The sequence below is a fragment of the Streptomyces sp. URMC 126 genome (genome assembly GCF_051386555.1).
Classification (GTDB): domain Bacteria; phylum Actinomycetota; class Actinomycetes; order Streptomycetales; family Streptomycetaceae; genus Streptomyces.
Genome location: NZ_JBPQTX010000011.1, coordinates 24,562 through 50,120, shown reverse-complemented (window position 1 = coordinate 50,120; position 25,559 = coordinate 24,562). Strand labels below are relative to the sequence as shown.

General features: G+C 73.9%; 21 protein-coding genes, 2 tRNA genes and 1 pseudogene. 4 read left to right on the top strand and 20 right to left on the bottom strand.

Going from position 1 to position 25,559, the window contains the following annotated elements:
- Positions 1-70 precede the first annotated feature (70 nt).
- The gene (locus tag ACSNOK_RS02930) at positions 71-298 is read left to right on the top strand and encodes a hypothetical protein (RefSeq protein ID WP_436778938.1); all 228 of its coding nucleotides are present in this window, start codon (positions 71-73) and stop codon (positions 296-298) included.
- A 79-nt stretch (positions 299-377) separates the two neighbouring features.
- On the top strand, positions 378-815 hold the full coding sequence (locus ACSNOK_RS02925) for a DUF7674 family protein (protein ID WP_436778934.1): 438 nt from the start codon (positions 378-380) through the stop codon (positions 813-815).
- Positions 816-895: 80 nt separating this feature from the next.
- Here the strand turns inward: ACSNOK_RS02925 and ACSNOK_RS02920 are convergent.
- The 10 genes and pseudogenes from ACSNOK_RS02920 to ACSNOK_RS02875 form a co-directional block, all read right to left on the bottom strand.
- Positions 896-3,217, bottom strand: a pseudogene (locus ACSNOK_RS02920) (ComEC/Rec2 family competence protein); the annotation flags it as partial.
- Between the two features lie 716 nt (positions 3,218-3,933).
- Positions 3,934-4,782 carry a helix-hairpin-helix domain-containing protein gene (locus tag ACSNOK_RS02915; protein ID WP_436778933.1) on the bottom strand — a complete coding sequence of 283 codons (849 nt, stop codon included), beginning with the start codon at positions 4,780-4,782 and terminating at the stop codon, positions 3,934-3,936.
- Positions 4,783-5,373: 591 nt separating this feature from the next.
- On the bottom strand, positions 5,374-6,219 hold the full coding sequence (locus ACSNOK_RS02910) for a DegV family protein (protein WP_436778932.1): 846 nt from the start codon (positions 6,217-6,219) through the stop codon (positions 5,374-5,376).
- A gap of 96 nt (positions 6,220-6,315) precedes the next feature.
- Positions 6,316-7,101: a hypothetical protein gene (locus ACSNOK_RS02905; RefSeq protein WP_436778931.1), complete on the bottom strand. Its 786-nt coding sequence runs from the start codon at positions 7,099-7,101 to the stop codon at positions 6,316-6,318.
- 431 nt (positions 7,102-7,532) lie between these two features.
- Positions 7,533-10,409, bottom strand: coding sequence for a leucine--tRNA ligase (gene leuS, locus ACSNOK_RS02900; RefSeq protein WP_436778930.1), 2,877 nt, complete (start codon positions 10,407-10,409; stop codon positions 7,533-7,535).
- Positions 10,410-10,751: 342 nt separating this feature from the next.
- The gene (locus ACSNOK_RS02895; protein WP_436778929.1) at positions 10,752-12,719 is read right to left on the bottom strand and encodes a S53 family peptidase; all 1,968 of its coding nucleotides are present in this window, start codon (positions 12,717-12,719) and stop codon (positions 10,752-10,754) included.
- Between the two features lie 245 nt (positions 12,720-12,964).
- A tRNA-Ala gene (locus tag ACSNOK_RS02890) sits at positions 12,965-13,037 on the bottom strand.
- Positions 13,038-13,231: 194 nt separating this feature from the next.
- Complete coding sequence (locus tag ACSNOK_RS02885) at positions 13,232-13,465, bottom strand: hypothetical protein (protein ID WP_004944425.1); 234 nt, start codon at positions 13,463-13,465, stop codon at positions 13,232-13,234.
- Between the two features lie 4 nt (positions 13,466-13,469).
- Positions 13,470-13,667 (bottom strand): hypothetical protein, encoded by a 198-nt coding sequence (locus ACSNOK_RS02880; protein ID WP_436778928.1) that lies wholly within the window; start codon positions 13,665-13,667, stop codon positions 13,470-13,472.
- Positions 13,668-13,736: 69 nt separating this feature from the next.
- On the bottom strand, positions 13,737-15,227 hold the full coding sequence (locus ACSNOK_RS02875) for an MFS transporter (RefSeq protein ID WP_436778927.1): 1,491 nt from the start codon (positions 15,225-15,227) through the stop codon (positions 13,737-13,739).
- A gap of 111 nt (positions 15,228-15,338) precedes the next feature.
- Between ACSNOK_RS02875 and ACSNOK_RS02870 the strand changes: the two genes are divergently transcribed.
- Positions 15,339-16,262 (top strand): helix-turn-helix transcriptional regulator, encoded by a 924-nt coding sequence (locus ACSNOK_RS02870; RefSeq protein ID WP_436778937.1) that lies wholly within the window; start codon positions 15,339-15,341, stop codon positions 16,260-16,262.
- 132 nt (positions 16,263-16,394) lie between these two features.
- On the opposite strand, the gene ACSNOK_RS02865 is transcribed toward ACSNOK_RS02870, so the two are convergent.
- The 7 genes from ACSNOK_RS02865 to ACSNOK_RS02835 form a co-directional block, all read right to left on the bottom strand.
- Positions 16,395-16,467, bottom strand: a tRNA-Ala gene (locus ACSNOK_RS02865).
- Between the two features lie 136 nt (positions 16,468-16,603).
- Positions 16,604-17,260 (bottom strand): histidine phosphatase family protein, encoded by a 657-nt coding sequence (locus tag ACSNOK_RS02860; RefSeq protein WP_436778936.1) that lies wholly within the window; start codon positions 17,258-17,260, stop codon positions 16,604-16,606.
- Entirely contained in the window at positions 17,257-17,697 is a 441-nt protein-coding gene (gene rsfS, locus ACSNOK_RS02855; protein ID WP_436778926.1) for a ribosome silencing factor, read from the bottom strand. Before rsfS ends, ACSNOK_RS02860 begins: the two co-directional genes overlap by 4 nt.
- A gap of 165 nt (positions 17,698-17,862) precedes the next feature.
- The gene (locus ACSNOK_RS02850) at positions 17,863-19,794 is read right to left on the bottom strand and encodes a LytR C-terminal domain-containing protein (protein ID WP_436778925.1); all 1,932 of its coding nucleotides are present in this window, start codon (positions 19,792-19,794) and stop codon (positions 17,863-17,865) included.
- 40 nt (positions 19,795-19,834) lie between these two features.
- Entirely contained in the window at positions 19,835-20,446 is a 612-nt protein-coding gene (gene nadD / locus ACSNOK_RS02845; RefSeq protein WP_436778924.1) for a nicotinate-nucleotide adenylyltransferase, read from the bottom strand.
- 62 nt (positions 20,447-20,508) lie between these two features.
- A complete protein-coding gene (locus tag ACSNOK_RS02840) occupies positions 20,509-20,670 on the bottom strand; it encodes a hypothetical protein (RefSeq protein ID WP_436778923.1) in 162 nt (53 codons plus the stop codon).
- Positions 20,671-20,803: 133 nt separating this feature from the next.
- Positions 20,804-20,983, bottom strand: a complete 180-nt coding sequence (locus ACSNOK_RS02835) for a hypothetical protein (RefSeq protein ID WP_436778922.1) — start codon at positions 20,981-20,983, stop codon at positions 20,804-20,806.
- A 92-nt stretch (positions 20,984-21,075) separates the two neighbouring features.
- On the opposite strand from ACSNOK_RS02835, the gene ACSNOK_RS02830 reads away from it, so the two are divergent.
- Complete coding sequence (locus tag ACSNOK_RS02830; protein WP_436778921.1) at positions 21,076-22,206, top strand: M48 family metallopeptidase; 1,131 nt, start codon at positions 21,076-21,078, stop codon at positions 22,204-22,206.
- An 18-nt stretch (positions 22,207-22,224) separates the two neighbouring features.
- Here ACSNOK_RS02830 and ACSNOK_RS02825 read toward each other — a convergent pair whose 3' ends face one another.
- The 3 genes from ACSNOK_RS02825 to ACSNOK_RS02815 form a co-directional block, all read right to left on the bottom strand.
- Positions 22,225-23,313 (bottom strand): hypothetical protein, encoded by a 1,089-nt coding sequence (locus tag ACSNOK_RS02825; RefSeq protein ID WP_436778920.1) that lies wholly within the window; start codon positions 23,311-23,313, stop codon positions 22,225-22,227.
- Positions 23,314-23,479: 166 nt separating this feature from the next.
- Positions 23,480-24,118, bottom strand: a complete 639-nt coding sequence (locus tag ACSNOK_RS02820; protein WP_436778919.1) for a hypothetical protein — start codon at positions 24,116-24,118, stop codon at positions 23,480-23,482.
- Between the two features lie 101 nt (positions 24,119-24,219).
- Complete coding sequence (locus tag ACSNOK_RS02815; protein WP_436778918.1) at positions 24,220-25,515, bottom strand: glutamate-5-semialdehyde dehydrogenase; 1,296 nt, start codon at positions 25,513-25,515, stop codon at positions 24,220-24,222.
- Positions 25,516-25,559: the final 44 nt, after the last annotated feature.

Below are 25,559 nucleotides of genomic sequence, written 5' to 3'. Positions count from 1 at the left end.
GTGTATAAGAGACACCTCCCCCGCCGCGCCCTCCGACTCGCCCACGGTCCCGGCGCGCCCGTCCCGCTTCCTGCTGGTGCTGCCGGACCGGGAGGCCGCCGAGGAGGCGGCCGAGCGGTGCGCCGCCGAACACCCGCTGGACGAATCGCCGCAGATCGTCCGCGAGGCGCTGGCCGGCGAGGACGACGCGGAGGACGCCCAGTGGCTGGTCGTACTGGAGGACCCGGACGGCGCGCTGGACCCGGCCGCGCTGCGAGCGCTCGCCGAGGAGTACGAGGGCTGGGTCGAGACGGACTGACCGTCCTCCCCGCCGGCGCCCGCCGCACGGAAGGACACCGCCGGAACCGGACGACGCGCTGAAGGGAAATGGGGACGGAATGTCGACACCCGCATGGTGGGAGGACTTCGTCGCGGCCAGTGCCGTGCTCGCGGTTCGCGACCGGACCCAGGTCGGAGAATGGCGCGGAGAACCGCCGACCGGCGAGTGGGGTCTCCCCGTGGAGGCCGACGAGGACGACGTTCCTCCGCTGACCACGCGCCTGGGCGGCCTCGCACGATCATTCGCCGAGCACGCTTCCCGCATGGACCCGCGGGAGCGGAGGCGGGCGCTCGACGTGCTGGAGGAGGTCCTGACGACCGGCGGTGAGAAGGACGCCACGGCCGTGGTCACCGGCTTCTTCGAGGCGCTGCTCATGGCGGCGGACCGCGGGTTCGACCTGCGGTCGGTGTGGGACGACCTGGGTCCCGAGTCCCGTTCGGCCTGCCTGACCCTCGACGAGTTCTGGGGCACCGAGTCCTCCGACCGGATGCGCTGATCACCGCACGGCCTCCTCTTCGGGTGGTTCGGTCGAGGGGTACGACGGCCCGGTCGGGACGGTCCGGTCCGCCTCCTCCCCCGCCCCGGCGGCCGGCTTCCCGAGTCCGTGCCGCCCAGAACGGCGTCGGCCGCGTCCGTCACCGCCACCGGCCCGTCCCGGTCCGTCCGGAGCACCACGGCCCCCTCCGTCCGGAGGGCGGTGAGCGTACGCCGCGCGGGGTGCCCGTACGGGTTGTCCGCTCCCGCCGAGACGACGGCCAGCCGAGGCCGCGCCCGGTGCAGCAGCTCGGGGTCCTGATGGGCCGAGCCGTGGTGTGCGACCTTCAGGACGTCCACCGCGGGCAGCTCCGGATGCCGTTCCAGGAGGGCGTGCTGGGCGGGTGGTTCCAGGTCGCCGAGCAGCAGGAGGGTCAGTTCCGCCGTGCGGACGAGCAGGGTGACGCTGGCGTCGTTGGCCCCGGCCTCCGCCTCGGCCGCCTCGCCCGGGGCCGGCGGCCACAGCACCTCCCAGGACAGCGGACCGAGACGGCCGCGTTCCCCGGGTGCCGCCGCGACGACCGGAACGCCCGCGCGGCGCGCCTCACGGCGGACGAACGCGGCCTGCCCGGGCGGCTCCTCGAACGGGGTGCCCTCGATCGTCCCCACCGTCCTGCCGCGCAGCACGCCGGGCAGCCCGTCCACGTGGTCGGCGTGGTAGTGCGTCAGCAGCAGGATCGGCACGGCCCGCACCCCCAGGACGCGCAGACAGCGGTCGACGGCGCTCGGTTCGGGTCCGGTGTCCACGACGACGGCCGCGCCGTCGCCCGCCGCCAGCACCAGGGCATCGCCTTGCCCCACGTCGCAGGCCACGAACCGCCAGTCGGGCGGCGGCCAGCCGGTGATGACGCGGGTCAGCGGAGCCGGCCGGAGGACTGCCACGGTGAGGAGCAGCGCGCAGAGCGCGCCGCACCATCGCCGTCGACGTCGGTGCCACTGCGGGTGCCGGTGCCGTCGCGACTGCCGGGCGGCCCGGCGGACCGCGTACCAGAGCGCCGCGACGGCCGCGGCCATCAGCGCCGCTCCCGGCACGCCACCCGGCCAGGCCGCCTCGGCTCCGGGCAGGGCCGCTCCGGTCCGGGCGACGGCGGCCGTCCAAGAGGCGGGCCAGCCCGCGAGCCAGGCGAGGGCGTGCGCCACGGCAGGGGCGAAGGGGGCGGTGGCGAGGGCCGCGAACCCCAGGACCGTGGCCGGTGCGACCGCGAGCTCGGCGAGCAGGTTGCAGGGGACGCCGACCAGGCTCACGCGTGACGACAGCAGCACGATCACCGGAGCGCAGACGGCCTGGGCCGCGGTGGTCGCCGCGAGCGCTTCCGCGAACCGGCCCGGCACGCCGCGCCGACGCAGCGCGGCGCTCCAATGCGGGGCGACCGTCAACAGCGCACCGGTGGCCAGCACGGACAGCAGGAACCCGTAACTCCGCGCCAGCCAGGGGTCGTAGAGAACCAGCGCCAGGACGGCCGCCGCGAGGGCGGGCAGCAGCCCGCGGCGGCGACCCGTGGCGAGGGCGAGCAGGGCGACCAGGCCACAGGCCGCGGCCCGGAGCACGCTCGGCTCCGGCCGGCACACCACGACGAACCCCAGCACGAGCAGCCCGCCCGCCACGGCCGTCACTCGCAGCGGAACGCCCAGCCGCCCCGCCAGTCCCCGCCGTTCGGCCCGCGCCGCCAAGTGGGCCGGTCCGATCAGCAAGGCGAGCAGGATGGTCAGGTTGCTTCCCGAGACGGCGAGAAGGTGGGTGAGGTCCGTCGCGTGGAAGGCCTCGTCGAGGTCGGGCGGGACGCGGGAGGTGTCCCCGACCACCAGCCCCGGCAGCAGCGCCCGCGCGTCCGGCGGCAGCCCGTCGGTGGCCTCGCGCAGACCGGCGCGGAGCCGCGCGGCCGCCCGCTGGAGCCCGGTCGGCCGCCCGATCACCTGGGGCGGGCCGTGCCGCACGCGGACGACGGCCGCGATCCTGTCGCCGTCGTGGGCGGGCGGCGCCAGCCGCCCGGTCACCCGTAGCCGAGTGGACGGCAGGACGCCCAGCCAGTCCGGCCGGACGAGGAGCAGGACGGGCGTCCGAACGGCGGTCGTGGTCACCCTTCCCCGCCGGGTGACCACAACTCGGGTCGCCTCGCCTTCCACGGTCACGGCAGGCACGGCCCGCGCCGCGCCGCGCACATGCGGCCGGACCGCCCGGGGGTCCTTGGTCACCGTGACGTCCAGCGTCGCCTCCGCGTACGCCGCCGCCAGCCCCGGCACCGGCCCCCGCCTGCCGTCCGCCGCCCGCAGCGCACCGACCACGGCACCGGCGACAGCGCAGAGCAGCGCGGCGGCGGTGGCCGCGGCGACCGCCGCACCCCATCGGCGCGCGACGGCGCGCAGCCGGGCGCGATGCGCGGGGCGGGACTGAGGCGGGGCGGCCACGGACCGCGCGCCCCGGTTCCGATACGCGCGCCTTCGCGGGCGCGCCGGGCCGTGGACGGCGACTGCCCCGGGGGCGACTCCCCTCAGGTGTGCTGGCCCGCAGGGGCAAGAGACCCCGTCCCCGCACGGCGCATGGTCGAGCGGCGTTGCCGTACCGGGTGATGTGGGCGCGTCCGGGTGCGTCGGGTCGTAGCGGCCCGCCGGTCCGTGCGGATCGCCGGATCCGTCGACGGGTGCGCGTCTGGAGGGGAGTCGGGGCTGATCCGGCCGCGCCGGCCCTTCGCTTGGTGTTCGGGGAGCGGCAGGGCGGGACGGCCGGTCCGGACGGGGCGTTGCCTGGCGAGGCCGGTCGTCGGTGCGGGGGGACGGAAGAGTGTGGTGTGAGAGGCGGGTGACGGTCGGAGGCCGGGGTGTGAGTGGCGGTGAGGGTGGGGGCGGGGCGCTCTCCTTTCGGTATTTCACGGCGATGCCGGCCGCCACGGCGGCGAGGAGCAGGGCCGCTGCGCACAGTGCGGTCACCGTGGCCGGATCCGCGGTCAGCGCGGCGGCGGCGCCGGCCCAGGCCGCGAGTGCCGGCACCATCAGCCGGAGGTCGGCGGGCACGGCGGCCGGGCTCCCGGCCCGGGACGGTGGCGCGTCCGGCGGGTCCGTTCCCCGGCGGCGCAGGGCTGCTTTCACGGCTGGACCAGCGGGCGGAGGTCGGTGAAGCGGCGGGCTCCGATGCCGTTGACCCGGCGGAGGTCGGCCACCGAGCGGAAACCGCCGTGCTCGGTGCGGTAGTCGACGATGTGCTGGGCCAGGACCGGGCCCACGCCTGGCAGCGCGTCCAGTTGTTCCACCGTCGCCGCGTTGAGGCTGAGCGGCACGTTCGCTCCCGTTCCCGCCGCGATCCCCGGTGTGCTGAGGCCCTTCGGCGGTCCCGAACCGGGGCGGCTCGACGATGGGCCGGGCGGCGGGCCGGCGCCCGGGGACGCTCCTACGAGGATCTGCTCGCCGTCCGCGAGCACCCGTGCCCGGTTGAGTCCGGTCATGTCGACGCCGGGGCTCGCGCCGCCCGCCGCTTCCAGCGCGTCGACGACGCGGGAGCCGGCCGGCAGTCGCTGGATGCCGGGGCGCCGCACCTTGCCGGAGACGTCCACGACCACTCCCCCGGGGCCCGGGCCGGCCGGAGGGACCTGCCGGGCGGCGGTCGCCGGGTCCGGCGGTGGCGCGCCCGGCCGGGCGCGCGCCGATGGCAGGGGTGCCGCCACGGGAGCTTCGCGGGTGGGCGCCGGGACGGTCTTCGGTCTGCCCGTCCAGAAGTGGAAGGCGGCGAAGAGGCCCGCGGCGGCGAGAACGACCGCGAGGGCGGCGACGGTTCTCGGCTCGATGCCGCATCGGAGCTGGACCCAGAGGGGCAGCCTTTCCTGGAGCGCGAGGCGCCAGCGGGTGGCGCGCGGGAGGGAGCCCGCAGCGGGCTCCTGCCCCGGCCGGGGTTCGGGGAGAGGGGTGCTGCCCGCCCTTGCCCGTGGCCGCTCCGTCACCCCGATGTGCGTTCCCCGCCCCGGGCCGACTCCCGCTCCCCACCCACCGCGGACGCGGTGGGAAGGGCGGCCCGGCGGACGGTCCGGGCGGGGGCGGAGAGTCGCCTTCCGGGAGGCGGCGGTCTGGGATGAGGCTACGGACCCCGACGAGAGCGCGGTCTCCGACGAGGGTGCCGACCGCACCGGGGGTGCCATTCCCGCATGGGGTGCTGTATCCACCCGAGATGCCGTTCCCAACGGCGTCGGCATCCCCGTCCCCGTCGGCGCCCCCGAATCCCTCGTCGCTGCGGTTGCCTCCGGCGCTACGCTCCCTCTCCGCGCCGCGGTCCCCATCAACGCCGAAACGCGGGAGCGCAGGGCGGCGTCCGGGGTGGGGGCGGCAGCGGGGGATGTCGTGGCCTCAAGCGTTGTCGTCGTCATGGCAGATGACGGTAGGGAGGTCGGCTCAATGCTGCTGATCTCGTCGGAAACCGGTGGACAAGCGGGGAGTTGTGGATAACTCCGTCACTCGATCGGCGGACACGGAAGCCGCCTTTCCATCGTTTCGGCCCGGTCGCTGATCGACCGCGTCCCCCCGAAGAGCCGTCCGCTCTACCTCGCCGACACCACCACGCCCAGCAACCCCGGCCCCGTGTGCGCCCCGATCACCGCGCCGACCTCGCTCACATGCAACTCGCCCAGGTTCGGGACCCGTTCGCGGAGGTGGTCCGCCAGCCGGGCCGCCCCGTCGGGGGCGGCGAGGTGGTGGACGGCGATGTCCACGGGGGTCGACCCGGCGTGGGTGAGGGCGATTTCCTCCAGGCGGGCCACGGCCCGGGAGGCGGTGCGGACTTTTTCGCGCAGGTCGATGCGGCCGTCGACAAGTTGCAGCAGGGGCTTGACGGCCAACGCCGAGCCCAGCAGGGCCTGAGCCGCACCGATGCGGCCGCCCCTGCGCAGATAGTCGAGGGTGTCGACGTAGAAGAAGGCGGCCGTGCCCGCCGCCCGCTTCTCGGCCGCGGCCACCGCCTCGTCGAGCGTGCCGCCGGCCGAGGCCGTGTCGGCGGCGGCCAGAGCGCAGAAGCCGAGGGCCATCGCCACCATGCCGGTGTCCACGACCCGGACGGGGACGGGCGCCTCCCGCGCCGCGAGCAGCGCGGCGTCGTAGGTTCCGGAGAACTCGGCGGAGAGGTGAAGGGAGACCACCCCGTCGGCACCGGACTCGGCCGCCGCGCGGTAGGCGGCGGCGAAGACCTCTGGTGTGGGCCGGGACGTCGTCACCGGCTTGCGTTTCTGCAGGGCGTGGGCGACCGAACGGGCGGAGATCTCGGTGCCCTCTTCGAGGGCCGTGTCGCCCAGCACCACCGTCAGCGGCACGGACGTGATGCCGTGTCGCTCCATCGCCTGTTGAGGCAGGTAGGCCGTGGAATCGGTGACGATCGCGACATGGCGGGACATGAACCGGAGGTTACCCGCCCGGCGGCGACGCAAGCAGCCCGGGCCGGGATGGTGATCGTTTCGGATCGCGGAGGCGGCCCTCCGCGCACCCGCGGGTCAGGTCGTGCTCTCGGGGTGTCCGTTCTTCTGCCACTTCTCCCAGGGGCGGGCGTCCTGCCGCCACACATCCCGCCCCGCTATCGCCGGCCGCTCGGCCGCGGACTCCGTCTGCCCCTCCTGCGCCTGCTTCCCTTCCTCCCCTACCTTCCCTTCCTTCCCCTCCGGCCCCCGCCCCGGTGCGGTTTCCGCCTCCGGCGCCGTGCGGCTCGGCCGCGCCCCGACAGCCTCGTCGGCGTCCACCGGCGCCCAGTGGCGCAGCGCGCCCGCCTCCATCCGGATCTGCTCGCTGAGATCCGCCAGGTCGTCGTCCGCGAACTGGCGCGCGCGGTCCTGGGCGGCCCAGCGCAGCGAGTCCGCCGCGTGCCGGATGCGCTCGGTCCGTTCGCGCATCTCGGGGAGGCTGGCGTCGATCCGGCTCCGGTTGGGCTCGGTCTCCAGCCGCCGGAGATCGTCGTCCAGCTCGTGGCCATGGGCGCTGAGGCGCTCGAAGAGGGCCAGCGACTCGGAGAGCGACGCGTCCTCGGGCGCGCGCAGGCGCAGCGCCTCCTGCGTGGCCCGCATCGTCGTCCGCAGGGAGAGCCGTAGCTGGGCCACCTCGCCCGCGGCACCCGGCGCGGTGTACTGGCGGGCCTTGAGGCGGGTGTCCTCCACCGTGCGGCGGGCCTGGGTCACCGTGCGGTCCACGCCGCGCTTGACCGCTTTCACGGTGCGGACGGTCGCGACCACGGCGAGCGCGACGAGGACCGCGAAGATCAGAGCGACGATCACGGCCGCGGCTTCCATGGGCGCTCCTCGACGGGCTGCTCGGCGACGGACCGGTGGACGGGGAGGCGGACGGACGCGACGGCAGGCCGGCCGACGGCTCCCTCCGACCGGTTCACGGGTTCATGAGGCACCTCTCCACGGTAAACGGCGCGGGCAGGCCGTGGGTTCCCTTGGAACCCCCAACCTGCCCGTAGGGGAAACCCCCGATACCGTTCGCCGGCGACCGTCCGGCCGACGCCCGCAGCCGCCCACGCCCGGGCCGGATTCACCCCGGCACACGGCCGGATCCCCCCGCACCCACGGTCGGATTCACCCCCGCCCGGGCCCGGAACCACCCGCATCCACAGCCGAATTCAGCCCCGCCCGGGCCCGGATCCCCCCGCACCCACGGCCGGATTCACCCCCGCCCGGGGCCGGACTCGCCCGCGCCCCGGACCGGGAGCCCTCCGCTACGCCGGAACGATGTTCACCAGCTTCGGCGCCCGCACGATCACCTTGCGGATCCCCGCCCCGCCCAGCGCCGCGACCACGGCCGGGTCGGCCAGCGCCACCCGCTCCAGCTCCTCGTCGGAGATGGACGGGGCGACCTCCAGCCGCGCCTTGACCTTGCCCTTGATCTGGACGACGCAGGTCACGGCCTCGTCGACCAGGTACGCCGGGTCGGCGACCGGGAAGTCCTGGTGCACCACCGAACCGTCGTGGCCCAGCCGGCGCCACAGCTCCTCCGCGATGTGCGGGGCCAGCGGCGCCATCAGCAGCACCAGCCGCTCCGCGACCGAGCGCGGCACCTCGGCCAGCTTCGTGACGTGGTTGTTCAGCTCGGTGATCTTGGCGATGGCGGTGTTGAACCGCAGGTTGGCCATGTCCTGGCCGACACCGTCGATCGTCTTGTGCAGGACGCGCAGCGTCGCCTCGTCCGGCTCGGCGTCGACGACGGTGACCTCACCGCTGTTCTCGTCGACGACGTTCCGCCACAGGCGCTGCAGCAGCCGGTACTGGCCGACGACGGCGCGGGTGTCCCAGGGGCGGGAGACGTCCAGCGGGCCCATCGCCATCTCGTACAGGCGCAGGGTGTCGGCGCCGTACTCGGCGCAGATCTCGTCCGGCGTGACGGCGTTCTTCAGGGACTTGCCCATCTTGCCCAGCAGCCGGGAGACCTTCTCGCCCTGGTACCAGTAGGCGCCGTCGCGCTCCTCGACCTCGGCGGCCGGCACGGCGATGCCCCGGGCGTCGCGGTAGACGTACGCCTGGATCATGCCCTGGTTGAACAGCTTGTGGAACGGCTCGGCCGAGGAGACGTGCCCCAGGTCGAACAGCACCTTGGACCAGAAGCGGGCGTACAGCAGGTGCAGCACGGCGTGCTCGGCGCCGCCGACGTACAGGTCGACGCCGCCGTGCGGCTTGTCCTCGCGCGGGCCCATCCAGTAGCGCTCGGCCTCGGGCGAGACCAGCCGCTCGCTGTTGTGCGGGTCCAGGTAGCGCAGCTCGTACCAGCAGGAACCGGCCCAGTTGGGCATGGTGTTGGTCTCGCGGCGGTAGCGCTTGACGCCGTCGCCCAGGTCCAGCTCGACGTTGACCCAGTCCGCGTTGCGGGACAGCGGGGTCTCCGGCTCGGTGTCCGCGTCATCCGGCTCGAAGGTGCGCGGGGCGTAGTCCTCGACCTCGGGCAGCTCCAGCGGCAGCATCGACTCGGGCAGCGCGTGGGCGACGCCGTCCTCGTCGTAGACGATCGGGAAGGGCTCGCCCCAGTAGCGCTGGCGGCTGAACAGCCAGTCGCGCAGGCGGAAGTTGACGGTGCCCTCGCCGATGCCCCGCTCGGTCAGCCAGGCGGCCATGCGGGTCTTGGCCTCGGGCACGACCAGCCCGTCCAGGGAGATCCCGGGCCCGGCAGAGTTGACGATCTCGGCGTCGTAGGAGTCGAAGGCGTCGGCCCACTGCGCCGGGTCGGTGCCCCGGTCGTCCGACGGCTTGACGACGCAGCGCATGGGCAGGTCGAAGGCGCGGGCGAAGGCAAAGTCGCGGCTGTCGTGCGCGGGGACGGCCATGATGGCGCCGGTGCCGTAGCCCATCAGGACGTAGTCGGCGACGAAGACGGGGATCCGCTCGCCGTTCGCCGGGTTGACGGCGTACGCCCCGGTGAAGACGCCGGTCTTCTCCTTGGCGTCGGCCTGCCGCTCGACGTCGGACTTGGCGGCGGCCTCCTTGCGGTAGGCGGCGACGGCCTCGGCCGGGGTGGCGTGCCCGCCGGTCCAGTCCTGGTGGGTGCCCTCGGGCCAGCTCGCCGGAACGACCGAGCCCTCGGTGACCAGCGGGTGTTCCGGGGCCAGCACCAGGTAGGTGGCGCCGAACAGGGTGTCGTGCCGGGTGGTGAAGACGGTCGCCTTCGCCTCCGGGCGGCCGTCGATGGCGAAGTCGACGTGGGCGCCCTCGCTGCGGCCGATCCAGTTGCGCTGCTGCAGCTTGATGGCCTCGGGCCAGTCCAGCGCGTCCAGGTCGTCCAGCAGGCGGTCCGCGTAGGCGGTGATCCGCATGTTCCACTGGCGCAGCTTGGACTTGAAGACGGGGAAGTTGCCGCGCTCGGAGCGGCCGTCGGCGGTGACCTCCTCGTTGGCCAGCACGGTGCCCAGGCCCGGGCACCAGTTGACGGGCGCGTCGGAGGCGTACGCCAGGCGGTGCTCGCCCAGCACGTCGGCGCGCTCGGCGGCGCTCAGCTCATTCCAGGAGCGCCCGTCGTCCAGGGAGCGCTCCCCGCTCTCGAACTGCGCCACCAGGTCCGCGATCGGCCGGGCCTTCTTGGCGTCCTCGTCGAACCACGCGTTGAAGATCTGCAGGAAGATCCACTGGGTCCACTTGTAGTACTCGGGGTCGATCGTCGCGAACGACCGCCGCTTGTCGTGGCCCAGGCCCAGCCGGCGCAGCTGGGCCTTCATGTTCTCCATGTTGGCCTCGGTGGACACCCGCGGGTGGGTGCCGGTCTGCACCGCGTACTGCTCGGCGGGCAGGCCGAAGGCGTCGAAGCCCAGGGTGTGCAGGACGTTGTGGCCGGTCATCCGGTGGTACCGGGCGGTGACGTCCGTGGCGATGTAGCCCAGCGGGTGGCCGACGTGCAGGCCCGCGCCCGACGGGTACGGGAACATGTCCATGATGAACTTGCGCGGCCGGGCCACGACCTCGGGGTCGCCGGCCAGCTCGCCGTCCGGGTTGGGCGCCTCGTACGTCCCGTTCGCGTCCCAGAAGTCCTGCCAGCGTGCCTCGATGTCGGCGGCCAGCGCGGCCGTGTAGCGGTGCGGGGCAGCCACCTCGGCGGCGGTAGTGGTCTCGCTCATCGTCCTCAAAGCTCCATCGATCGTCGTCTCTGCCTGCGGTCGCGTTGCGGTCCCCGGAATCCCCTAGGGGTCCGGAAACGAAAAATCCCCTCGCACAGGAGGGGACGCCGCGCCGATGCCGACCTGACCGGTCGGGATTGATCAGCGCGGCTCGCTAAGCAGGAGGCGTACGGCACGCATGGAGTCAGGTTACCGCAGGGGCCCCTGGCCCCGCACAGAGCCCGGGAGCCGGTGCGGCGGGCCCGGGGACCCTGCGGGCGGCCCGGGCCCTCGGCGCCCCGCCAACGGGCCGGAGCCGCCGCCCCCGGCGAGGAGCGACGGCGTCCGGCCGCGCGGCGCGCCCTAGCGCCGGTGCCCCGGCACGTACGACGTCACGTAGTCACGCCCCGGCGAGCCCACGCCCGTCACGTCGTCGTAGCCGACGGTCGCCGAGAGCGAGCCGTCGTCGCCCATGCTCCGCAGCGACACGGTGGTCCCGCCCTTGGCGTCGACGCCGTTGACGAAGTCGACCCGGACGTTGCCGATGCCACGCCCCTTGCCGAGCGGGTGGTCGGTGACGTCGTGGTACGCGGCGGTGCCGTAGCGGTCGTAGATGCCCGGGTTGGCGAAGCCGATCGGCACACCGTGCCGGGCCTGCTGGGCCAGCGCCTGCACGCCCGCGATCACCGGGGCGGCGAGCGAGGTCCCGCCGATGCGGTACTCGCCGTACTTCACGGACTTGTCCGGGAAGGTCTGGGTCTGGCCGACCAGGAAGCCGGTGGTGGAGTCGGCGACCGCCGCGATGTCCGGTCCGACGCGCATCGGCTTGGCCGCGCCGCCGGCCTTGGCGAGCGCGTCGGGGACGACGCCGCGCTGGTAGTACGGCTGCTCGAAGAGCTTGCTGGTCCCGCCGCCGGCCCCACCGGTGTACTCGCCCGGGAACCCGCTCCAGGTCCGCCCGTCCTTCGACAGCGGCGCCTTGTGGGTGCCCCAGCCGGTCTCCCACAGGTAGCGGTCGCCCTTGCCGACGGCCAGCGAGGTGCCGCCGACGGAGGTCACCCACGGCGAGTTGGCGGGGGTGTCGACCGTCTTCTCGCCGTGCTTGTGGCTGTTGTCGCCGTCGTCGCCTGAGGAGAAGTAGAAGCCGATGCCCTCGACGGCGCCCTGCTGGAAGACGTGGTCGTAGGCGGCGGCGATGTCCGGCGTCTCGTGGGTCTCGATGTCGCTCCAGGAGTTGGAGACGATGTCGGCCAGCCGGTTGTCGACGATCGTGTGCAGGGAGTCGATCAGGTCGTCGTCCTGGCAGGAGGCGCCGGCCACGTAGACGATGTCCGACTCCGGGGCCACCGCGTGCACGGCCTCGATGTCGAGGGTCTCCTCGCCGTACCAGCCGGCCGCGTCGCACTCGTCGGGCGAGCCGTGCTTCCAGTCGGCGGGCAGCACCTGGGAGAACTGGCCCTTGCGGTACGGCTTGTCGCCGTTGCGCTTGGCGTACCGCTCGATGTCCTTGACGATCGTCGGCGAGGCGTACGCGTCGGTGATCGCGACGGTGACGCCCTTGCCGGTGAACTTCCCGGCGCCGTACGCGGCCCGGAGCTGCTTGCCGGTGTAGCCCTTGATCGCGTACGGGGCGTGGCCGCCGTAGGCCGACGGCAGGCTCTTGTTCACGTTGGAGCCGTAGTACGTCGAGAAGGGGCCGGAGTTGACGAAGGCGGCGCTCGGGCCGGGCAGGGTCTCGTCGCGGTGGGCGCGGCGCGGGGCGTCGTTGAGGCCGACGACGGTGAGGACCGCGCCATGCAGGGAGGCGGGGACGGAGGCGGTCGAGGACGGCGCGTGGTACGTACGGCCGTCCTTGACATAGTCGTGCAGCCGGGTGCCGAACGCCTTCCCCACCGCGGCGGCGTCACCGGTGACGGTGACGTAGTGCTCGTTGGCGCCGGTCACCTTGAGGCCCGCGGACTTCAGCCATCCGGTGACCTCGGCTATCTGCCCCTTGGTCGGGCCGAAACGATCCTTCGCCTGGCGTGCCGTCAGGTACCGCCCGTACGAGGCGGACCGGGGGTCGGAGACGGCCCGGGCGTAGGCGGCGAGCCCCTTGGCGTCGCGGCCGGCGAGGTAGACGCGGGCGGTGACGGCCTTCTTCGCCGAGGTGGTGCCCCGGTCGGCGGCGACCGTGGCCCACTCGGGCTTGGTGCCGGCCAGCGATTGCCGGGCGGGCGGCCCGCTGTCGGCGCCGGCGGCGGGCGCGCCGAGTGCCAGCGCTCCGGCCACCAGGGGCAGCGCGGCGGCCAGGGCCAGGCCCGCGCGCGCTCCGGAACGGCGAGATCTCATAAAACCCCCTGCGAAGCGATGAGTCGCGTGTGGTCGTGTGTGACGGCCGGGTCGGAAGCGGCACGCACACGGGACGTCACTCTTTCGGCGAACAGTTCATGCAGGGGGCATGCGTTCGCCAACAAGCAGGCAAGGAAAGGTCATGAACATGCAAGAACGCGCACAAGCCAAGGAGGTACACGCACACACGGAGGGACGCACAACGACAAGCGGGCCGCCCTTTCGGACGACCCGCTCACCTTCTGTGGAGCTAAGGAGAATTGAACTCCTGACCTCCTGCATGCCATGCAGGCGCTCTACCAACTGAGCTATAGCCCCTTGTTCTCTTGTCCGCCGCCCGGGCTTTCCCGCCGTTTCCGGCCGGTTCCCCCTGGCGACATCGACTACATTACACGGACCCCCCTGCCATCTGCCAAATCGGTGGTTCCCCCGGTCGGTTTTGCCCGATTTGCCCGGGGATTCGGCTGCTCACCCACCCACCAGGCCGCCCCCGGGCACCTCTCCCACCGCTTTCACGCGGTGGCGAACGAGTAGAACCGCTTCAGGGCGCAGTGCTCGTCGAGCAGCCGCCCGTAGATCGGCTCCCCCTCCAGTTCCCGGTAGGTCTCGATGGGGTCGCCTTTTATGATCAGCGCCCGTGCGCACTCGACGCACCAGTACTGGTAGTCGGCGTTGATCGGTTCCATGTCGCGAACGATGGGCGTCCCGCTGCCGCACCAGTCGCATTTCCGGCTGTGTGCACCCATTCACTCAGCTCCAGCTGTGGCCGCAGGCCGTGCAGACGTACGAAACACCGCCGTTGTCGCCGAGCACCTGGGCCACATGAGCGGATCCACAAGCCGGGCACTGGAGGGCGGTCACTCCGGGAATCCGGGGGATCCCGGGAGGCCCGAACGGTCGGGCGGATCCGGGAAGGACGTCGGTCGTCGCGAACACGCACCCCGGCATGTCAGCTTCCCTCCCCTTCACCCCGTCCGCGCCCGGCCGTCCGATTCTGCCACGGGGAAGGGGCCCGGGTCAGCGCCCCCGGCGCGGCAAGGCCGTCCCCACCGCGGCCACCGCGGTCCCGGCCAGCGCCAGCGAGGTGATCCACACCCCGTGCGCAGAGGAGGTCACCGCCCCGCCGCCGGCCTCGGCGAGGTAGACGGCGCCGTAGACGGCCACCCCGGTGAGCAGGCCGAGCTGGCTGGTGGTGGTGAGCAGGCCGCTGGCGTCCGCGGCGTGCTCCGGCCGCACCCCGGCCAGCGTACGGCCGAGCGTCGGGCTGAAGGCGAGACCGAGCCCGCCACCGCCGCCGAACAGCACCGCGTACAGCCACAGGCCGCCGTCCCCGCCGTCGCGCAGGACGAGCCCGGTGCCCGCGAAGGAGACCGCCGCCAGCAGCAGCCCGGCCGTGGGCAGGGCGCCGTGCCAGCGCGCGGGCAGCCTGCGCCAGTTGAGGCCGACGCCGCCGAAGGCCACCGCCGTGGGCAGGAAGGTCAGTCCGGTGCGCAGCGGCCCGAAGCCCAGTCCGCTCTGCAAGTGGAGGGAGAGCGACAGGAGGACGCCGGCGTTCATCGCCATGGTGAGGCCGAGCCGGGCCACCGCCGGCGGCATCCCCGGCGCCCACAGCACCGCCGGAGCGATCAGCGGTGCCCCGCCGCGGCGGGCCAGCCGCGACTCGTACCCGGCGAAGACCGCCGCGAACGCGGCGCACAGCCCGAACGACAGCCAGGTCCACAGCGGCCAGCCCTGCTCCTCACCCAGCACCATCGGCACCGTGAAGCACATGACCGCCGCCGCGAGGAGCACCAGGCCGGGCAGGTCGAGCGCCCGCGTACGCTCCCCGGCGCGCGCCTCGTCGCGGGGCATCAGCCGGATGCCCAGCACGAGGAGGAGCAGTCCGATCGGCACGTTGACCAGGAAGACGGGCCGCCAGCTCCAGCCGAACAGGTCCGCGTCGACCAGCAGGCCGCCGACGATCATCCCGATCGCGGCGCCGGAGGCGATCACGGCCGAGAAGAGGCCGAGCGCCCGCGCTCGCGCGGGGCCGTCGTAGGTCCGCTGGATCAGGCTCAGCACCTGCGGCAGCATCACGGCCGCCCCGGCGCCCTGGACGAAGCGGAAGGCGATCAGCGCGCCGGTGCCGCCGGCCACTCCGCAGAGCAGCGAGGCCAGGGTGAACAGGGCCAGTCCGGCGAGGAACACCCGCCGGTGGCCGTGGCGGGCGCCGAGCCGGGCACCGGTGATCAGCAGCACCGCGTAGCCGATCGTGTAGCCGGCCACGACCAGTTGCAGCCCGGCTCCGGACGCGTGCAGTTCGGACCGGATGGTCGCGGTGGCGACATTGACCACGAACGAGTCGAGGATGGCCATGAACTGGCCGAGCAGCACGATCAGCAGCAGCCAGCCGGACCGTACGGGCCGGCCGGCACGGCTCTCGCCGGCGCCGTTGTCAGTGGGGTCCGCTTCACTGGGTGCGGGGACGGATGGCGTACGAGACGTACGGGGGGACGGGATCGTGGACATGCCATACAGGCTGGGTTCGGGCGGGTACGGGTGGCGAGAGCCCGCCGACGCTATTACCGACAGCACCTGGCGACGCTCCGCCACCGCGACGACCATGGGGGCGTGACGACGATGGCGACACTGAACGGACGCAGGCGAACGGAGCTGGCCGCCTTCCTGCGCGGTCGGCGGGCCAGGGTGAGACCGGCCGACGTGGGCTTCCCCGAGGGCCTCCGCCGGCGCACCCCCGGCCTCCGGCGCGAGGAGGTGGCCCAGCTCTCCGGGGTCGGCATCACCTGGTACACCTGGCTGGAGCAGGGCCGCCCCATCAACGCCAGCGTGCAGGTGCTCGACGCCATCGCGCGCACGCTGCGCCTGAACGAGAACGAGCGCGAGCACCTCTACCAGCTGGCCGAAGTCCCGTACGCGCCGCGGCGGGTGGCCGACGCGGACGCGGTCGACCCGGCGGTGCAGGCCGTCGTGGACGCCCTCGGCCCGAACCCGGCGGTCGTGTACAACGCCCGCTACGACGTGCTGGCCACCAACGCGCCCTACCGCACCCTCTTCCCGCTGGTGTACCTGACGGCGGACTGGAAGGCCAACGTCCTCTGGCAGCTCTTCACCCGTCCCGAGTGCTGCAGCCCGGTGGTGAACCGCGAGGAGGAACTGCCGCTGCTGGTGGCCACGTTCCGCGGCGCGTACGGGCGGCACGTCGGCGAGCCGGCGTGGGAGGACTTCCTGCGCCTGCTCACCACGTCGAGCGAGGAGTTCCGCCGGCTCTGGGAGGCCGGGGACGTCGTCCCGCCGGGCCGCAGGACGAAGGTCATGCGGCATCCCTCGGTGGGCGAGCTCCGGCTGGTCTCCACCTCGCTCGCGCCGGCCGAGGCCCCCGAGACGCGCGTCGTGGTCTACACCCCGGAGGACGCGGAGACCGCCCGCCTCCTGGCGTCCCTGGCGGCGCTGGAGGATCCGCTGGTCGGCTGCCCGGAGCACGGGATGCGGCTGTCGGAGATACGGGGCCGGCTGGCGGAGAAGGAGCCGCAGGCGGTGTCGTGAGCGCAGGGGCGCGATTTCGGCCGGGCACGCCGCCCACCCGCCGCCTCCCCCGGGGAAAGCCCCGCGCGAAAGGCGTCCGGACAAAGCAGAGATCCCGCCCGGTCTTGCCGACCGGACGGGATCCCTTTCCTGTGGAGCTAAGGAGAATTGAACTCCTGACCTCCTGCATGCCATGCAGGCGCTCTACCAACTGAGCTATAGCCCCGCTGTTCTCGGTTCCCCCAGAGGTTTTCCCCCGCGTTCCCCGCGAACAAGAAGAACTTTAGCCTGCCACCTGCCCGAATGGGAAATCGGGCCCGGTGGCGGGCCCACGCCTCCGGAATGGGCCCCCGCCGGACGCCTCAGTCGTCGTCGCCGAGGACCGGCTCCGGCAGGGTGCCCGCGTTGTGCTCCAGCAGCCGCCAGCCGCGCGCGCCCTCGCCCAGGACGGACCAGCAGCAGTTGCTGAGGCCGCCAAGCGCCTCCCAGGAGAGCGGGTCCAGCCCGAGCAGCCGCCCGATCGTGGTGCGGATGGTGCCGCCGTGGCTGACGACGACGAGCGTGCCGCCGTCCGGCAGCCGCTCCGCGTGGGACAGGACGACGGGGGCCGCCCGGTCGGCGACCTCGGTCTCCAGCTCGCCGCCGCCGCGCCGCACGGGCTCGCCGCGCTTCCAGGCCGCGTACTGCTCGCCGAACCGCTCGCTGATCTCCTCGTGCGTCAGGCCCTGCCAGGCCCCGGCGTACGTCTCGCGCAGCCCGGGGTCGCTGACGACCTCCAGGCCGGTCAGCACCGCCAGCTCGGCGGCGGTGCCGGCGGCGCGCCGGAGGTCGGAGGCGATGACGGCGTCCGGCTTCATCGCCGCCAGCAGCCGGGCCGCCCGGCGCGCCTGGGCGACGCCGGTCTCCGTCAGCTCGATGTCCGTGGTGCCCTGGAAGCGGCGCTCCACGTTCCAGGCCGTCTGGCCGTGCCGCCACAGGACGATGCGGCGGCCGCGGCCGCCTCCCCTGGTGCCGTTCAGCTCAGCTCACCGTCCCGCCCGTCGGCGGCCTCCTGGGCGCGGGCGTGCTCGGCGGCCTTGCCCCGGGTGGCCACCGCGTCGGCGGGCAGGTCCATCTCCGGGCAGTCCTTCCACAGCCGCTCCAGGGCGTAGAAGACGCGCTCCTCGCTGTGCTGGACGTGCACGACGATGTCCACGTAGTCCAGGAGCACCCAGCGCGCGTCACGGTCGCCCTCGCGCCGGACCGGCTTGGCGCCCAGCTCCTTGAGCAGCCGCTCCTCGATCTCGTCGACGATCGACTTGACCTGGCGGTCGTTGGGGGCCGAGGCCAGCAGGAAGGCGTCGGTGATCGACAGCACGTCGCTGACGTCGTAGGCGACGATGTCGTGCGCGAGCTTGTCGGCGGCAGCCTGCGCGGCGGCCTGGATGAGCTTCTCGGAGCGGTCCGTGGCGGTCACTGGCCATGCTTTCGATAGGGGGTGGGTACGCCCTCAAGGGTCTCACGACCGGCCGGGGCTCCTCCGGGCCTTTTCCGGCGCCCTCCCGCAGGCACCCCCGCCCGCACACCCCCGCGCGCACGCGGGCGCCCGCCCGGAAGCGGGCGCCGGGACCGCCCCGCGCGCTCAGCCCTTGTAGTTCCTGCCCAGCACCACGGTCACGTCCGCGTTGGCCGCGACGTCCGACGGCCGTCCCTTCCGTACCGCGCCGGCCGGCAGCCCCAGCGTCTTGGCGACCTCCTGGGCGTCCGCGGCCCGCTTGTCGTCCGCGTAGTACACGGCGGAGGAGCCCGCCGCGGCGGCCGTGCCCGCGTCGAGGTAGGTGTAGCCGCCGTTGACGAGGGCGACCCGGGCCGCCCCGGCGCCGGCGGTACCGCCTGTGGCGTTCTTCACGCTGACCCGCGGGGTCGTACCGGCGCCCGCGCTGCCCACGGCGCCGCCGAGCACCTCCTTGACCACGCCGTCCGCCTCCTCCCCGCCGAGCGTGCCGTCAGGCCGTACGGGCAGCACGGTGGTGCGGTACGCGCCCGCCTTGGCGCGCGCCGCAAGCTGGGCCAGGGAGGCGCCGAGCTGGGGGACGGAGAGCGAGGGGTCGGGGATCTGTGCCAGCGCCTCGACCGTGGCGGTCGCCGCCTTCGGGTCGGGGGACATCTTCTTCAGGACGGCCTGCATGACCTGTCCGAACCGGTTGAGCTGCCGGTCGGGGGCCTCGCCCGGCACCCGGTGGGTGGCGTAGGCGACGGCCGCCTGGCCGTTGAGACTCTGGCCGGCGCCCCGGCGGACCAGCGGGTCGTCGCCCGCCTTGGGCCCGGGGACGTCGGTGTCGACGTCCACGGTCACGCCGCCGACGAGCTGGACGAGGTTCTCCAGGTAGGGGGTGTCCAGCCGCCAGCTGCCCTTGATCCGCGAGCCGAGCAGGGTGTTCAGGGCGTCGCGGGTGCCCCCCGTCCCCGCCTCGCGGACGGACTTGCCGAGGGTCGTGGCCCCGCCGCCCTCGTCGGCGACGGCGAGCGAGTTGGGCAGCAGGACGGCGGTGGCCTTCCCGGTCGTCGCGTTGTCGACGAGCAGGGCCGTCGAGCTGCCGCCGCCCTTGGTCTGCCGCAGGTGGACGACGATCACGTCGCGCTTCTGGCCGGCGGCGGCCGTGGCGCCGCCCTTCCCGTCGCCGCCGGTGAGGAAGAGATAGCCGAGCACCCCGCCCAGGACCAGCACGAACGCCACGGCGAGCGCCACGTAGCGGTTGCGGCCTCGGCGCTTGCGCTCGTCCCGGCGCTCGGTGCGGCTCTCACTGAACTTCAGCCAGTCGATGACGTCCTCGGCGTCCTCGTCCGGCGCCTCGACGAAGGAGAACTGCTCGGTGTGGTACGCCGGGGCCGCCGGCTCGTCGTCGGGAGCCTGCCGCGGCTCGGGGACGGCCCTGGCCGGCGCCGCGCCCTCCGTGCCGCCGGAGCTCTCCGTACGTCCGGCGCGGTCGGCACGGCCGGCCTGCCGGGGGACCCGCTCCTGCGCGACGGCTTGGTCCTGGGGGGCGTGGGTCTCGGCCTGGACGGGAGCCTGGGTGCGGACGTACCCCTGCCCCTGGCCGTGTTCGTGCCCCTGCGCCCGGAAGGACGGCCCCTCGCCGAACGGCCCCTGAACGGGCTGCTCTTGGTAGCTCCCCGTCCCGTGACCCGGCTGCTGCTGCTCATGCGGCTGCGGGTACGAGGGGTACTCCTGCGCCTGCGGGTATCCGCCGGCCCCTGCGACCGCGTACGGGTCGTAGCCGTACCCCGGCTCGTACCCCTGCGGCCGCCCGGCGCCCTGCCCGAAGCCTCCCTGCTCAAGGCCGCCTTGGCCGAAGCCGTCCGTCCCGAGGCCGATCCCCTGTCCCCCACCGGTGTCCAGTCCGCCGAGCGGCCTGCCGTAGGCGTCGTACGCCATCCGCGGATCGTCCGGGCTGTGGACCGGGCCGCCGTAGGCGTCGTAGCCGTACACCTGCGGCTGCTGTCCGTACGGATCCCGGGCGTGGGGGGCGTGCCCGTGGGGATCGTGCGCGTACGGGTCCTGGCGGTCGTTCAACGGTGCCCCTCGGTGGCGCTGGAGCCGGTTCGGCCGGATGTCAGCCGTCGTGACGGTACAGCTTGCGCTTGGCGATATAGCGCACGACACCGTCCGGCACCAGATACCAGACGGGCTCGCCCTCCGCCACGCGCGCGCGGCAGTCGGACGAGGAGATGGCGAGGGCCGGGACCTCGACGAAGGAGACCCGGTCGTCCGGCAGCCCCGGGTTGGCCAGTATGTGCCCGGGGCGGGTGACGCCGATGAAGTGGGCGAGCGAGAACAACTCGTCCGTGTTGTGCCAGGTGAGGATCTGCGCGAGCGCGTCCGCGCCGGTGATGAAGAACAGGTCCGCGTCGTCGTTGAGGGCGCGCAGGTCCCGGAGCGTGTCGACGGTGTACGTCGGCCCCCCGCGGTCGATGTCGATCCTGCTGACCGAGAACTGCGGGTTGGACGCCGTGGCGATGACCGTCATCAGGTAGCGGTCCTCGGCCGGGGACACCGCCTTGTGGCTCTTCTGCCAGGGGCGCCCGGTCGGGACGAACACCACCTCGTCCAGGTGGAACTGCGAAGCGACCTCACTCGCGGCGACCAGGTGGCCGTGGTGGACCGGATCGAACGTCCCGCCCATGACGCCGAGCCGCCGCTTCGCGGGCTCTGTCTGCTCTTCCATGCGTGCAGACCCTACTGGGCACGGCGGTACGCCGGCCCTGCGGGGAGTGCGCTCCGGTCCGGTCAGCGGTCCCGGTTGAAGCGGGTGGTCACGTAGAGCAGGAGGAGCAGGATGAGGAGCGCGGAGCCGCCGGTGACGTAGGGGCTCAGGCTCTCGTGGGTGTCGACGTGCTCGCTCTCGGAAGCGAACGTGACCAGGGCCGAGTGGGCTGAGGTGAGGGACATCGTCGGCAGGACCTCTCCGGAGGCGATCGGTTGGAGACTTCCGCCACATCGTATGCGGACGTGGTCGTCGCGCTCACGCCGACTCCGCGCGGCGGCCGGGACGGAGCCCGGGGCGGGGGCCGGCCGGCGGGGGTCAGCCCTTCTTGCGGTACCCGCGCAGGAGCAGCCACGCGGTGAGCGGCACGCCGATCAGGGCGACGATGACGACCGTGCGCAGCACCGGCCCCGGCCCCTGGTCGTGGGCGGAGACGGCCAGCGGCCCGGTGAACGCCGGGGAGGCCGCGAGGTGGGTGAAACCCTGGAGAGCGGACATGCCTCCACGGTAGCCCTGTCGGTGGCACCGCCTAGGGTGGGGTCCGTCAGCCGGGGGACGGGCCACGATCGAGCCCAGTTGAGGGGGTCGCCATGAGTGACAGCAACGCCGCGAACGGCTCCGGCCGCGCGGAGGGGGGCGGGGAAGGACGCGTACCGGGCCGCGACCGGAGGCGCTTCCCGGACATCTCGTCCCGGGCGTACGAGCATCCCGCGGACCGTTCCGCCCTGGTCGCGCTGCGCAAGCTGAGCGGTTTCGACACCGTCTTCAAGGCCCTGAGCGGCCTGCTGCCGGAGCGCAGCCTGCGGTTGCTGTTCCTGTCCGACTCGGTGCGGGTGAGCGAGCAGCAGTTCCCGCACCTGCACACGATGCTCCTGGACGCCTGTTACATCCTTGACCTGCCCAAGGTCCCGCCGATGTACGTCACGCAGGACCCGCAGCCCAACGCCATGTGCGTCGGCCTGGACGAGCCGGTCATCGTGGTGACGACGGGCCTGGTCGAGCTGCTGGACGAGGAGGAGATGCGGGCGGTCGTGGGCCACGAGGTGGGCCACGCCCTGTCGGGCCACTCGGTCTACCGGACGGTCCTGCTGTTCCTGACGAACTTCGCGCTGAAGGTGGCCTGGATCCCGCTGGGCGGCATAGCCGTCACCGCGATCGTGACGGCCCTGCGCGAGTGGTTCCGCAAGTCGGAGCTGTCGGCGGACCGGGCCGGGCTGCTGGTGGGCCAGGACCTCCGGGCCTCGCTGCGCGGCCTGATGAAGCTGGCGGGCGGCAACCACCTGCACGAGATGAACGTGGACGCCTTCCTCGCCCAGGCCGAGGAGTACGAGGCGGGCGGCGATCTGCGGGACTCCGTCCTGAAGATCATGAACGTGCTGCCGCGCAGCCACCCGTTCGCCACCGTCCGGGCGGCCGAGCTCAAGCGCTGGGCGGAGAGCCGGGACTTCCAGCGCCTCATGGACGGCCATTACCCGCGGCGCGCGGAGGACAAGGACGCCTCCGTGTCCGACTCCTTCCGCGAGTCGGCCAACCACTACGCGGAGACGGTGCGGTCCAGCAAGGACCCGCTCATGGGGCTCGTGCGGGACATCGCGGGCGGCGCCAACGACCTGGGCGGCCGGCTGCGGGACACCTTCACCGGCCGTGCCGCCGGCCGCCCGAAGAACGAACCGCGCGACGAACCGCGGGACGAGCCGCGCGGCGGGGGTCCGCAGGGCTGACGGATCGGGTCCGGCGGATCACCGTCCCGCCGGGGCCAGGGCGCCCGGCGCCAGCACGCCGCAGAGCCCGCCCGCCGGCCGGCCCGTCGCGTACGGGTCGGTGACGGGCTGGCGGCCGGCGTCGGCCGTCCGGCCGGCCAGGACGGGCCGCAGGTAGGCGGCGTCGTCCGCGCCGCAGGACTCCGGCCCCGCCTCCACCGTGCTCTGCAGCACCTGCAGGTGGTGGTCCTGGAGGTCGTCCCGGTCGAAACGGAAGCGGATGATCCGGCGGACGGTGAACAGCGAGGTGTCCTCCGACCCGGCCTTCGCCGGACCGGCCGCCGCCGGGCGGACCGCGTAGACGAAGGTGTGGTCGGCGGAGACCTCCAGCGCGGCCGGCGAGACCTCGGTGAGGGAGAAGGCGCCCTGCACCCGGGCGGGCGCGTCGTCCACGGCCACCTGGGCGGGGTCGAAGCGCACCAGCCAGCCGGTGATCGCGTGCCGCCCGTCGGCCGCCGGCCGCGCGAGGCTGCGGTCGTACTGGTCCTGCTGCGCGGGCGCGAGCAGCGGGCGCACCGCCCGGCCGTCGCCGCCGCCGAGCACCTCCCGGTCCAGCGCGGACTTGACGGTGTACTCCTTGGCGGTGGCCAGGGCGGCCATCACCAGCCCCTCGGAGAAGTTCTGCGTGCGCCGCACGGCGGGCAGCGTGACGCCGTCGGCGCCCTCCCCGAAGTGCCGGGCCGGGCTGGCGGCGAAGAGCCGCGCCGCGGAACCGCCGGGCACCGTCCCGCGCGGGGCGAGCGGTATCACGGTGGTCTGCAGCGGCTCGGCGGACGGCGGCCTGGGCTCTTTGTAGGGGTGGCGCAGCCCCATGTAGACGGCCGTGCCGAAGGCCAGCGCGATCAGCAGGACGAGGAGCAGCAGTTGGCGGGAGGCGCCGAGCCGGGCCCAGGCGTGCCGGGTGCGCACGGCCGGGGCGTGGTCGCCCAGCCGCTCCCTGGCCGAGAACTCCTGGAGGCGGGCAGCCCGGACGAACGATTCGTCGAAGACGACCGACCGGTACTCTTCGTCACCACCTCCCGGGGCACCCTCGGGCGGCCCCTCAGGCGGGTCTCCAGGCCCTTCCATACCTTCAGGGTAGGTCGCCGGGCCCGTCCGTAAACGCGCCGGTACACGACAACTTCCGGCGGCGGCCCAGGGGCGCGCCGACCGGGCGCGTGAGGCCCGGGCCAAGGATGTCGCCGCAGGCCACCCCGGCCATGATCACTCAGGGTGACGGAGGGCGGGCCGGCGGTCAGCCGTGCCGCAGGGCCGCCGGGGCCGTGGCCGCCGACGCCGCGGAGGCGGCGGGAGCCCGGGGGTCCGCCGCGGCGTCCGGCCGGCCCGCGTGCGGCAGGGACCCCTGCCGCCGCGGTGGCGCGTCGACGCCGGTGGTGGCGGGCGGCGGCGCGGGGTTCCTGCGGTCGCCGGAGGACGCCCCCCGGTAGACCGCCGCGAACGCCAGGGCCACCGCGCCGATGCCCAGCAGGACGCAGAGCACCCAGGCCACCGGCCGGTACCAGCGCGGGCGGCCCCGGTAGGGCCCGCGGCGGCTGCCGTAGCGGCCGTAGGGCCCGTAGGCGTCGTCCGGGTCGAGGTCGTGGGTGAGCGTCCGCCAGGCGCCCGGTCCGCCGCCGGTGCGGCGGCGGGTCCGCCCGTCGGCACGCCGCCCGTACGCGTCGTACCCCTCGTACCCGTCGTCCTCGCCCGGTCCGCCGCCCGAGCGGGCCCGGGCGGCGAGCACGCGCTCGGCCGCGCTGGGCTCGTGCACCACGGCGGCCCGCACGAACTCCTCGTCGAAGACCACCGCGGCGAACTCGTCCTCGCCTCCGCGGTGGTGGCTGTCGGGCTCCTCGCCGTCCGGGAACGGCTTGCCCCCCACGTCGTCCGGCACGCCCCCAGCGTAGACCCGAAGCGGTCAATCCGCGCGGGCGGTACGGGAATTAGGGCCGCCGCACCCGCCCGGAACCCGGCCCGTCGCCGCCCCGCCGCAGGTCAGCCCCGGATGTGTCCGTCACCCGTGACGATGTACTTGGTCGAGGTGAGCTCGGGCAGCCCCATCGGTCCGCGCGCGTGCAGCTTCTGGGTGGAGATGCCGATCTCCGCGCCGAAGCCGAACTGACCGCCGTCCGTGAACCGCGTCGACGCGTTGACCGCGACCGTCGTGGAATCCACCAATCGGGTGAACCGGCGGGCCGCCTGCTGCGAGGTGGTGACGATCGCCTCCGTGTGTCCGGAGGACCACTGCCGGATGTGCCGCACGGCGTCGTCCAGCGAGTCCACCACCGCGGCCGCGATGTCGTAGGAGAGGTACTCGGTCGCCCAGTCCTCCTCGGTGGCGGGCACCACGGTCGCCTTCGTCCCGCCGGCCAGCTCCCGCACCCGCTCGTCGGCGTGGACCGTCACCCCGGCCTCCGCCAGGGCGTCCAGCGCGGCCGGCAACAGGCGCTCGGCGATGTCCCGGTGGACGAGGAGGGTCTCGGCCGCGTTGCACACGCTGACGCGGTGCGCCTTGGAGTTGACGAGCACCCGGACCGCCGTGTCGAGGTCGGCGTCGGCGTCCACGTACACATGGCAGTTGCCGGTGCCCGTCTCGATCACCGGGACCGTGGACTCCTCGACGACGGTCCGGATCAGCGAGGCGCCGCCGCGCGGGATCAGCACGTCGACCAGGCCGCGGGCGCGCATCAGCTCCTTCACGGACTCCCGGCTCTCCCCCGGCACCAGCTGCACGGCGTCCGCGGGCAGCCCCGCGCCCGCCACGGCCTCGCGCACGACGGCCACCAGGGCGGTGTTCGACGCGTACGCCGAGGAGGAGCCGCGCAGCAGGACCGCGTTGCCGGACTTCAGGCAGAGCGCGGCGGCGTCCACCGTCACGTTCGGCCGGGCCTCGTAGACGATGCCGACGACACCGAGCGGCACCCGGACCTGCCGCAGGTCGATGCCGTTGGGCAGAGTGGAGCCGCGCACCACCTCGCCGACCGGATCGGGCAGGCCCGCCACACTGCGCACGTCGGCGGCGATGGCCAGGACGCGCTCGGGAGTGAGGGTCAGCCGGTCGACGACGCCCTCGGCGGTGCCGGCGGCGCGGGCCCGGGCGACGTCCTCGGCGTTGGCGGCGACGATCTCGTCGGTCCGGGCCTCCAGGGCGTCGGCGACGGCGAGCAGCGCCGCGTCCTTGGCCGCGCGTGGCAGCGGCGCGAGCTCGGCGGCGGCGGTACGGGCACGGACCGCGGCACGGAGCACAGGGGACTCGGGGAGGGTGCTGGAGGTGGGGGTGTCGCTGCTCATGGGCACGCAGCTTAGTTGCGGCGGGCCCCGTCCCGCGCGGACCG